The sequence below is a fragment of the Streptomyces sp. SID14436 genome (assembly GCF_010548465.1).
Classification (GTDB): Bacteria; Actinomycetota; Actinomycetes; order Streptomycetales; family Streptomycetaceae; genus Streptomyces.
Genome location: NZ_JAAGMD010000574.1, coordinates 1 through 11,591 on the forward strand (window position 1 = coordinate 1; position 11,591 = coordinate 11,591).

Annotated in this window: 2 protein-coding genes; both read left to right on the forward strand. The window is 75.4% G+C overall.

All coding sequences use genetic code 11. The features are described from left to right. On the forward strand, window positions 1-5,499 hold a 5,499-nt coding region (locus tag G3I53_RS19905; RefSeq protein WP_164438609.1), incomplete at its 5' end, for a non-ribosomal peptide synthetase. Beyond that, window positions 5,496-11,591 (forward strand): non-ribosomal peptide synthetase (locus G3I53_RS19910; protein ID WP_164438610.1); only part of this gene is annotated, 6,096 nt, incomplete at its 3' end. The genes G3I53_RS19905 and G3I53_RS19910, both read left to right, overlap by 4 nt.

The following is an 11,591-nucleotide window of genomic DNA, read 5'->3' on the forward strand; positions in this document are numbered from 1 at the left end:
AACGCCTACGGGCCGACGGAGTGCTCCGACGACGTCACCCACGCCGTCATCACCCCGACCACCACCCTCGACACCCGCGCCCCCATCGGCCACCCCGTCCGCAACACCCGCCTCTACATCCTCGACCACCACCTCCAACCCGTACCCCCCGGCACACCCGGCGAGCTCTACGTCGCCGGCACCGGCGTCGGACACGGCTACCTCAACGACCCCGCCAAAACCGCCACCACCTTCACCGCCGACCCCCACAACCCCCACCCCGGCGCCCGCATGTACCGCACCGGCGACCGCGTCCGCCAACGCCCCGACGGCCAACTCGAATTCCTCGAACGCACCGACCACCAGATCAAAATCCGCGGCCACCGCATCGAACTCGGCGAAATCGAAACCGCCCTCCGCCGCCTCCCCGGCATCACCGACGCCGCCACCACCGTCCACCACGGACAACTCGTCGGATATCTGATCGGGACCACCGAGGACGCGAAGACCGCTCTCGCGGCCACGCTGCCGGGCTACATGGTCCCCAGCACCTTCGTCACCCTCCCCGCCCTCCCCCTCACCCCCAACGGCAAGATCGACCGCAAGGCCCTGCCCGCACCCGATCCGGACACCGCCGTCTCGGGGCTGGTGCCGGCGCGTACTCCGCGCGAGCGGGCGCTGTGCGAGATCTTCGCGGAGGTCCTCGGGCTGCCCGCCGTCGGCATCGACGACAGCTTCTTCGACCTGGGCGGGCACTCGCTGCTCGCCACCCGGGTGGCGTCCCGCATCCGGGCCCGGCTCGGCATCGAGGTCACCATCCGGACGCTGTTCCACGCACCGACGGTCGCCGAGCTCGCCACCCGCCTGGACGGCGCGGACGGGCCGCCGCGGCCGGCGCTGACGGCCGCCGATCCCCGCCCGGACGAGCTGCCGCTCTCCCCCGCCCAGCAGCGGCTGTGGTTCCTGAACCACCTGGAGACCGGCGCGGCCGCCTATCACCTGCCCTTCGCCGTGCGCCTGTCCGGCGAGCTGGACACGGCTGCTCTGGGCGCGGCGCTCGGTGACGTCGTGGCCCGCCACGAGAGCCTGCGTACCGTCTTCCCGGACGCCGGGGGCCGGCCGGTCCAGCGGATCCTGCCGCCGGAAGCGGCGCGCCCCGCGCTGCCGGTCACCGCGACGAGCCGTGAGGCACTGCCCGGGGCGCTGACCGCCGCGGCCGCCCGGGACTTCGACCTGGCCTCCGAACTGCCGCTGCGCGCCGAGCTGTTCCGGCTCTCCGACGAGGAACACGTCCTGCTGGTCGTGCTGCACCACATCGCGTCCGACGGCTGGTCCGTCGCCCCGCTGGCCCGCGACCTCGCCGAGGCGTACGGGCGGCGGCGGGCGGGCGCGGCGCCCGGCCGGGCGCCGCTGCCGGTGCAGTACGCGGACTACACGCTGTGGCAGCGCGGCCTCCTGGACGCGGTGGCCGAGGAGCAGCTCGCCTTCTGGAAGGCGGCGCTGGACGGCCTCCCGGAGGAGCTGGAGCTGCCGGCCGACCGGCCGCGGCCCACCGTGCCCACCCACCGCGGCGGCACGGTCGCCTTCCGGGTCGACGCCGAACTCCACGCGGCCGTCGCCGCGCTGGCCCGGGCCGAGGGCGCGAGCACGTTCATGGTGCTGCAGGCCGCGCTCGCCACGCTCCTGTCGAGCCTCGGCGCGGGCGAGGACATCCCGCTGGGCACGCCCGTCGCGGGGCGCACCGATCCGGCCCTGGACGAGCTGGTCGGCTTCTTCGTCAACACCCTGGTGCTGCGCACCGACCTGTCCGGCGACCCGACCTTCCGCGAGCTGCTCGGCCGGGTCCGCGCCGGCGACCTGGCCGCCTACGCGCACCAGGACCTGCCGTTCGAGACGCTGGTCGACGCGCTCGCGCCGAGCCGGTCGCTGTCCCGGCAGCCGCTGTTCCAGACCATGCTGGTGCTGCAGAACAACGCCTCCGCCGACCTCGCCCTGCCCGGTCTGGACGTCGAGACGGTCCCGGTCCGCGGCGGCACCGCCAAGCTGGACCTGGCGTTCGAGCTGACGGAGCGGCACGGGCCCGACGGGGCGCCGGACGGCATCGACGCCGTCCTGGAGTACAGCAGCGACCTGTTCGACGAGGCGACGGCGCGTTCGATGGCCGAGCGGTTCGCGCACCTCGTCGGCGTACTGACCCGCGACCCCGACCTGCCGCTGGGCCGGGTCGACGCCCTGCTGCCCGCCGAACGCGCCCGCGTCCTGGGCGCGTGGGCCGGGCCGGTGCAGGACGTCGCGGTGGCCCCGGTGCACGAGCTGTACGCGGCCCGGGCGGCGGCGCAACCCGATCACCCGGCGCTGGAGTTCGGCCCGCAGGTGCTGTCGTACGCCGAGCTGGACGCCCGCGCGAACCGGCTCGCCCACGAGCTGGCCGCCCGCGGCACCGGGCCCGGCGACCTGGTGGCGCTGCTGCTGCCGCGTTCGCCGGAGATGGTCGTCGCGCTGCTCGCCGTCCTCAAGGCGGGCGCCGCCTACCTGCCGATCGACGCCGCCTACCCGCGGGACCGGATCGGCTACATGCTCGACGACGCGCGTCCGGTGCTCGCCCTGACGACGGACGCCGAGTCCGCCGGCCTGGACGGCTCGGACGTGCCCCGGCTGCTGCTCGACGACCCGGACGTGCGGGCCGCGGTGCGCTCCCGGCCGGACGGTGCGGTCACGGACGCCGACCGGACCCGGCCGCTGACCGTCCGCGACGCCGCGTACGTCATCTACACCTCCGGTTCCACCGGGCGGCCCAAGGGCGTCGTCGTGGAGCACCGCACGGTCGCCGTGATGGTGGCCGACCAGGGACCGCGGATGGGCATCGGCCCCGCCACCCGCTGGCTGCAGTTCGCCTCGTACAGCTTCGACGCGGCGACCTGGGAGCTGTCCATCGGGCTGCTGTCGGGCGCGACGATGATCCTGTCGACGGCCGAGGAGCGCGGCCCGGGCGGGCCGCTCGCCGAGCTGGTGGAACGCACCGGCACCACCATGGTCTGCCTGCCGCCGACGGTGCTGTCCGCGTGGCCGGCCGACCGGCCGATGCCGGACGGTGTGCAGCTGGTCGTGGCGGGCGAGGCCTGCCCGCCGGAGCTGGTGGAGCGGTTCTCCCGCGGGCGCGTGATGCGCAACGCGTACGGGCCGACCGAGGCGACCGTCTGCGCGAGCATCAGCGAACCGCTGTCCGGCGCGGTCAAGCCGCCCATCGGGTTCCCGCTGCACAACACCCGGCTGTACGTGCTCGACGGCCGGCTGCGGCCGGTCGCGCCGGGCGTGACCGGCGAGCTGTACATCGGCGGCGACCAGCTGGCCCGCGGCTACCTGCGGCGCCCGGAGCTGACCGCGGGCCGGTTCGTCGCCGACCCGTACGCCACCGCGCCGGGCGGCCGGATGTACCGCTCCGGTGACCTGGTGCGCTGGAACGCCGACGGCAGCCTCGACTACGTGGGCCGCGTCGACGACCAGGTGAAGCTGCGCGGCTTCCGCATCGAACCGGGCGAGATCGAGGGCGTGCTGCTGTCCCGGGACGACATCGCGGGCGCCGCGGTGATCGTCCGCGAGGACCGGCCCGGGGACAAGCGGCTCGTCGCGTACGTCGTCGCCGCGGGCGACCCGGTGGACGTGCGGGAGGTCCGGTCGCGTCTCGCCGCCGAGCTGCCCGAGCACATGGTGCCGAGCGCGGTCGTCGCCCTCGACGCGCTGCCGCTCACCGGCAACGGCAAGCTGGACCGGCGGGCCCTGCCCGCGCCCGACTACACCCTGGCCGCCTCGGGGCTGGCGCCCGCCGACGAGCGGGAGGCGCTGCTGTGCCGGGCGTTCGCGGAGGTGCTCGGGCTGGAGTCCGCCGGTGCCGACGCCGGGTTCTTCGACCTCGGCGGCGACAGCATCAGTTCCATCCAGCTGGTCGCCCGGGCGCGGGAGGCGGGCCTCGCGATCACCGCGCAGGACGTCTTCGTGCACCGCACCCCGCAGGCGCTGGCGCTCGTCGCCGGCACCGCCGAAGGGACCGGGACCGTCGGGGCCGGTGACGGCACGGGGCCGGTGCCGGCCACGCCGATCACGGCCTGGTTCGACGCGATCCCCGGCCCCACCGACGGCTTCCACCAGGCGGCCGTCGTGCAGACCCCGGCGGGGGCCTCGTACGAGCGGATCGAGGGGGCGCTGCAGGCGCTGCTCGACCACCACGACGCGCTGCGCCGGCGCGGCGACGAGATCCTCGAGGCGGGCGCGGTCCGGGCCGGGGACGTGCTGCGCCGGGCCGCGGCCGGGCCCGGTGACGACCTCGCCGCCCTGGTGCGCGAGGAGGCGGCCACCGCCCGCGCCGAACTGGCGCCCGCCCGGGGCGACATGGTGCGCGCGGTGTGGTGCGACGCCGGTCCCGGGCGGCCGGGCAGGCTGCTGCTCACGCTGCACCACCTGGTGGTGGACGGCGTGTCCTGGCGCATTCTGCTGCCCGACCTGGCGCAGGCGTACGAGCACCCCGGGCGGCCCCTGGCGCCGGTGGGCACGTCGTTCCGGCAGTGGGCGCTGCTGCTGCACGAGGAGGCCGCGCGCGCGGAGCGCCGGGCCGAACTGCCGCTGTGGCGGGAGATCACGGACGGCGGCGACCCGCCGCTCGGGTCCCGTCCGCTCGACCCCGGGCGGGACACCGTGGCGACCGCCCGCCGGCTACGGCTGGAGCTGCCCGCCGCGGTCACCTCGGAGCTGCTCACGACCGTCCCGGCCGTCTTCCACGCCGAGATCAACGACGTGCTGCTGACCGCCCTCGCCCTCGCGGTCGCCGACTGGCGGCGCGGGCGCGGCGAGCGGCAGGACGTCCTCGTCGACCTGGAGGGGCACGGGCGTGAGGAGGTCGTGCCGGGCGTCGATCTGGCCCGCACGGTGGGCTGGTTCACCACCACCCACCCGGTCCGCCTCGACGTGGGCCTGTGCGACTGGGACGAGGTGTGGGCGGGCGGGCCGGCGCTCGGCCAGGTGCTCAAGGAGGTCAAGGAGCAGTTGCGCAGGATCCCGGACCACGGCATCGGCCACGGCCTGCTGAGCCGGCTCGACACCACGTCGGCGGCCGTGCTCGGCGGCCGGCCGGCACCGCAGCTGGGCTTCAACTACCTGGGCCGGATGGCGCTGCCGGAGCCCGGCGACTGGCAGCTCGCACCGGAGTCGCTGGACGTCATGGCCGGCACCGACCCCGGCATGCCGCTGCCGCACGCGCTCGGCGTCGACGCGCGCACCGAGGACCGGCCGGACGGCCCGCGGCTGGTCGCCGAGTGGTCCTGGGCGGGGCTGGCGGTCGCCGGCCCGGACGCGGAGGCGATCGCACGGGGCTGGTTCCGGGCGCTGGAGGCGCTGGCCGCGCACGCCGCACGGCCCGACGCCGGGGGCTTCACGCCCTCGGACCTGGAGCTCGTCGAGGGACTCGGCCAGGACGAGATCGACGAGTTCGAGAACGAGTTCACACACGAGTGGGGGGACGACGGATGAGCACGACCGCACAGGGGAAGGGACCCGGGGCGCCGCGCCCGTCGGGCGGGCTGAGCGACGTACTGCCGCTCACGCCGCTCCAGGAGGGCCTCCTCTTCCACGCCGTGTACGACCGTCAGGAACTCGACGTGTACGCGGTCCAGCTCGTCCTCGACCTGGAGGGACCGCTCGACCGCGGCGCGCTCAGGGCCGCCGCGGCCGGCCTGCTGGCCCGGCACCCGAACCTGCGGGCGGGTTTCCGCTACCGGAAGAACGGCCGGCCGGTGCAGCTGATACCCCGCGAGGTGCCCGTGCCGTGGCGGGAGGTGACCGAGCCGGGCGACCTAGCGGCGCTGACCGACCGGGACCGCACCGAGCCGTTCGACGTGGGCCGGCCGCCGCTGATCCGCTTCACCCTCGTCTCCACCGGCCCGGACCGGCACCGCCTCCTCGTCACCTGCCACCACATCCTGCTCGACGGCTGGTCGATGCCGCTGCTGCTGTCCGAGCTGTTCACCGCGTACGCGGCGGGCGGCGACGCCTCCGCGCTGCCCGCCGTCACCTCCTACAAGCGCTACCTGTCCTGGCTGGACCGGCAGGACGACCGGGCCGCCGCCGCGGCCTACGGCGAGCTGCTCGCCGGCCTGGAGGAGCCCACCCGGCTCGTGCCGGCGCCGCCCGGCCGCGCCCCGGTGCTGCCGGAGCAGTACATCGCCCGGCTCGACGCGGACGCGACGGCCCGCCTGACCGACTGGGCGCGGACGCGCGGCGTCACCCTGGCCGGTGTCCTCCAGGGCGTCTGGGCCGTCGTCCTGGGGGCGCTGACCGGCCGGGACGACGTGGTGTTCGGCACCACGACGTCGGGGCGGCCGCCGGAGCTGCCGGGCGTGGAGTCGATGGTCGGCCTGTTCATCAACACGCTGCCCGTGCGGCTGCGCACCGGTGCCTCGCGGACCCTCGCGGAGGTCGTGCAGGCGGCGCAGCGGCAGCACACCGAGCTGCTGCCGCACCAGCACCTGGGCCTGTCCCGCATCCAGCAGGACGCGGGCCACGGCGAACTGTTCGACACCGTCCTGATCCTGGAGAACTACCCGCTGGACCCGGACGCCCTGCGCACGGCCGTCCCCGGTCTGACGCTCACCGGCGTGCAGGGCCGCGACGCCACCCACTATCCGCTGTCGCTGCTGGTGCTGCCCGGCGAGGAGCTGACGCTGCGGCTGGACCACGCACCCGACCTGGTCACCGCCGAAGAGGCGGCGGCGCTGGCCGGGCGGGTGCTGCGGCTCCTCGCCGCGCTCCCCGACGCGGCCGACCTGCCGCTGTCCCGCCTGGAGCTGCTGGGCGACGAGGAGCGGACGACGCTGCTCGGCACGTACAACGCCACCGCCCGCTCCCACCCCCGGCACGCCCTGCGCGAGCAGCTCGCGGCACGGGCCGCCGCCGACCCGGACGCGCCCGCCCTGCACTGCGGCACCGAGCGGCTCACCCGGGCCGAACTGCACGCCCGCGCCGACCGGCTCGCCCACGAACTGGTGGCGCGCGGCGCGGGCCCGGGCGCCCTGGTGGCGATCGCGCTGCCCCGGTCGACGGACCTGATCGTCGCCACGCTCGCCGTCGTCAAGGCGGGCGCCGGCTACCTGCCGCTCGACCCCGACTACCCGGCCGACCGCATCGGCTACATGCTCGACGACGCGGCACCCGCCCTCGTGGTCACCACCACCGACGTCGCCGGCACGCTGCCCGCCGTCACCGAACGCCCGCACCTGACCCTCGACACGGCGGGAGCCCTCCTCGCCCGGCGGCCCACCGGCCCGACGGGCACCGCGGAGCCGGACCCGCTGGACACCGCGTACACGATCTACACCTCGGGCTCCACCGGCCGGCCCAAGGGCGTGGTCGTGCCGCAGGGCGCGCTGATCAACCTCGTGCACGACATGGGCGAGCGGTTCGCCGTCACCGGCGACGACCGCTTCCTGTCGGTCACCACCTTCGGCTTCGACATCTCCAACCTGGAGATCCTCGTCCCGCTGCTCACCGGCGCCGAACTCGTCCTCGCCGGACGGGACACGGTCCGCGACCCGGCCGCCCTCGCCGCGCTGATCACCGGCAGCGACGCGACCGTCATGCAGGCCACGCCGACGCTGTGGCACGCCCTGGTCACCGAGCACCCGGACAGCCTGGCGGGGCTGCGCGTCCTGATCGGCGGCGAGGCCGTCGGCGAGCCGCTCGCCGACGCGCTGCGCGCCGCGGCCCGCGAGGTCACCAACGTCTACGGGCCCACCGAGACGACGATCTGGTCGACCGCCGCCGTCCTGGACGGCGAGCGCGGCGGCGTGCCGCCCATCGGCCGGCCCATCGCCAACACGCAGGTGTACGTCCTCGACGACGCGCTGCGGCCCGCCCCCACGGGGGCCGTCGGCGAGCTGTACATCGCCGGCGAGGGCCTGGCCCGCGGCTACCACGGGCGCCCTTCGCTGACCGCGACCCGCTTCGTGCCGGATCCGTTCGGGCCGCCCGGCAGCCGCATGTACCGGACCGGCGACGTCGTGCGCTGGGGCGCCGACGGGCAGCTGGAGTACATCGGGCGGGCCGACCACCAGGTGAAGATCCGCGGCTTCCGCATCGAACTCGGCGAGATCGAGTCGGAACTCACCGCCCACCCCGAGGTCCGGCAGGCGACGGTCGTGGCCCGCGACGACCTCCCGGGCGGCACCCAACTGGTCGCCTACACCGTCGGCACGGCCGCCCCGGCCGCGCTCCGCGCGCACCTGGCGGACACCCTGCCCGCGCACATGGTGCCCGCCCTGTACGTGGCCATGGACACGCTGCCGCTCACCGAGAACGGCAAGGTCGACCGCAAGCTGCTGCCCGCTCCCGTCCAGGGCCCGTCCACCGGGGCCCGCGCGCCGCGCACCCCGCAGGAGCAGCTGCTGTGCGAGGTATTCGCGGAGGTGCTCGGGCTGCCCGCGCCCGCGGCCCCGGACGCGTCGTTCTTCGAGCTCGGCGGCCACTCGCTGCTCGCGACCCGGCTCACCGGCCTGATCCGCACGGCGCTCGGCGCCGACCTGCCGGTCCGCGCGGTCTTCGACGCGCCGACCCCGGCGGCCCTCGCGGCCCGCGTCGCGGACGCCGGGGAGGCCCGGCCCGCCCCGGCGCCGGCCGTACGCCCGGACGTGCTGCCGCTGTCCCCCGCCCAGCAGCGGCTGTGGTTCCTCGACCGGCTGGAGGGGGGCAACCCGGCGTACCACATCCCGGTCGCCGTCCGGCTGAAGGGCGCCCTCGACGTACCGGCCCTGCGGGCCGCGGTGCGCGATGTCGTCGTGCGCCACGAGGCGCTGCGCACCCGCTACCCGGACACCGACGGGCGTGCCCGGCAGGAGGTCGTGGACGCGGCGGAGGTACGGATCGGCCTGCCGGTGACCGCGCTGAGCGACGACGCGGTGCGGGACGCGGCACGGCGCGGCTTCGACCTGGCGGCCGGCCTGCCGCTGCGGGCGGAGCTGTTCCGGGCCTCGGACGAGGAGCACGTGCTGCTGCTCGTCGTGCACCACATCGCGGCCGACGGCTGGTCGGTGGGCCTGCTGGGCACCGACCTCGCGACCGCCTACGAGGCGCGCCGCGCGGGCCGGGCCCCGGCCTGGGCACCGCTGCCCGTGCAGTACGCGGACTACACGCTGTGGCAGCGGGACCTGCTCGCGGAGGTGTCGGCCGAACAGCTCCGCCACTGGCGGGAGGCGCTGAAGGACCTCCCCGAGGAACTGGAGCTGCCGGCCGACCGGCCGCGCCCCGCCGCGGCCACGTACCGGGGCGGGCAGGTGGAGTTCCGCATCGACGGCGCGCTGCACGCGGCGGTCGGCGAACTGGCCCGGGCGCGGGGCGTCAGCACGTTCATGGTGCTCCAGGCGGCGGTGGCCACCCTGCTGTCCAAGCTGGGCGCGGGCGACGACATCCCGCTCGGCACGCCCGTCGCGGGCCGCACGGACCCGGCGCTCGACGCACTGGTCGGCCTCTTCGTGAACACGCTGGTGCTGCGCACCGACCTGTCGGGCGACCCGACCTTCGAGGAACTGCTCGACCGCGTCCGCGCCACGGACCTGGCCGCCTACGCGCACCAGGACCTGCCGTTCGAGGCGCTGGTCGACGCGCTCGCGCCGACCCGTTCCCTGTCCCGGCACCCGCTGTTCCAGACGATGCTCACCCTGCACAACACGCCGGACCCGGCGGTGCGGCTGGCGGGCGTGGAGTCGGAGCCGCTGCTCCTCGGCACCGGGACCGCCAAGGCCGACCTGGCCTTCGAGCTGTTCGAGCGGCGTACGCCGGACGGTGCGGCCGACGGGATCGACGCGGTCCTGGAGTACAGCAGCGACCTGTTCGACGAGTCCACCGCGCGTTCCTTCGCCGACCGGCTCGCCCACCTGCTGGGCCTGCTCGTCGCGGCCCCGGACCGGCCGGTCCGCGAGGCCGAGGTGCTGCTGCCGGAGGAGTCGGCGGCGGTACGGGCGGGCTGGGCGGCGACGACGGTCGACGAGCCCTGCACCGGGGTGGTCGAGCGGGTGCGGGCGCACGCTGCAGCGCACCCGGACCGGATCGCCGTGCAGGACCCGGACGGATCGGCCACCTACACCGAACTCGTCAGCCACGCCTCGGCATTGAGCCGCCGACTGAGAGCGGCCGGGGTGCGCCGCGGGTCGCGGGTGGCGATGCTGTGCGAACCCGGCATCCCCTTCGTCACCGGCATCCTCGCCGTCCTGGGCGCCGGAGCCGCCTGGGTCCCGCTCGACCTGCGCGCCCCCCGGGCCCGCACCGCCGGCCTGCTCGACGACTCCGGCCCGGACGTCCTCTACGTCGGACCCGGACTGGACGACACCGCCACCGAGCTGCTGGCCGCCGCCACGGCCGCACCGGCCACCGTCAGCTGGGACGCCTCCCGTGACACCGACCTCCTGCCGCCCTCCGGCACCGGAGACGACCTGGCTTACGTCATCTTCACGTCCGGCTCCACCGGGCGTCCCAAGGGGGCGATGGTCCACCGCGCCGGCATGGTCAACCACCTGCTGGCCAAGGTCGACGACCTGGACATGACCGCCGACGACGTGACCGTTCACAACGCCCCGGTCACCTTCGACATCTCCGTCTGGCAGATGCTCTGCCCCCTCATCACCGGCGGACGCCTCGTCGTCGTCGACCGCGACACCGCCGCCGACCCCCAGGAACTCTTCGGCCGCATCACCACCGACGGCATCACCGTCCTCGAAGTGGTCCCCTCCCTCCTGCGCGCCGCCGTCGACGCCTGGGAGTCGGGCACCCCCAGGCCCGCGACAGGCGGGCTGCGTTCGCTGATGGTCACCGGGGAGACGCTCCCCGCGGACCTCGCGGTCACGTGGGGCCGGCTGGAACCCGGTGTACCGCTGGTGAACGCCTACGGGCCGACGGAGTGCTCCGACGACGTCACCCACGCCGTCATCACCCCGACCACCACCCTCGACACCCGCGCCCCCATCGGCCACCCCGTCCGCAACACCCGCCTCTACATCCTCGACCACCACCTCCAACCCGTACCCCCCGGCACACCCGGCGAGCTCTACGTCGCCGGCACCGGCGTCGGACACGGCTACCTCAACGACCCCGCCAAAACCGCCACCACCTTCACCGCCGACCCCCACAACCCCCACCCCGGCGCCCGCATGTACCGCACCGGCGACCGCGTCCGCCAACGCCCCGACGGCCAACTCGAATTCCTCGAACGCACCGACCACCAGATCAAAATCCGCGGCCACCGCATCGAACTCGGCGAAATCGAAACCGCCCTCCGCCGCCTCCCCGGCATCACCGACGCCGCCACCACCGTCCACCACGGACAACTCGTCGGATATCTGATCGGGACCACCGAGGACGCGAAGACCGCTCTCGCGGCCACGCTGCCGGGCTACATGGTCCCCAGCACCTTCGTCACCCTCCCCGCCCTCCCCCTCACCCCCAACGGCAAGATCGACCGCAAGGCCCTGCCCGCACCCGATCCGGACACCGCCGTCTCGGGGCTGGTGCCGGCGCGTACTCCGCGCGAGCGGGCGCTGTGCGAGATCTTCGCGGAGGTCCTCGGGCTGCCCGCCGTC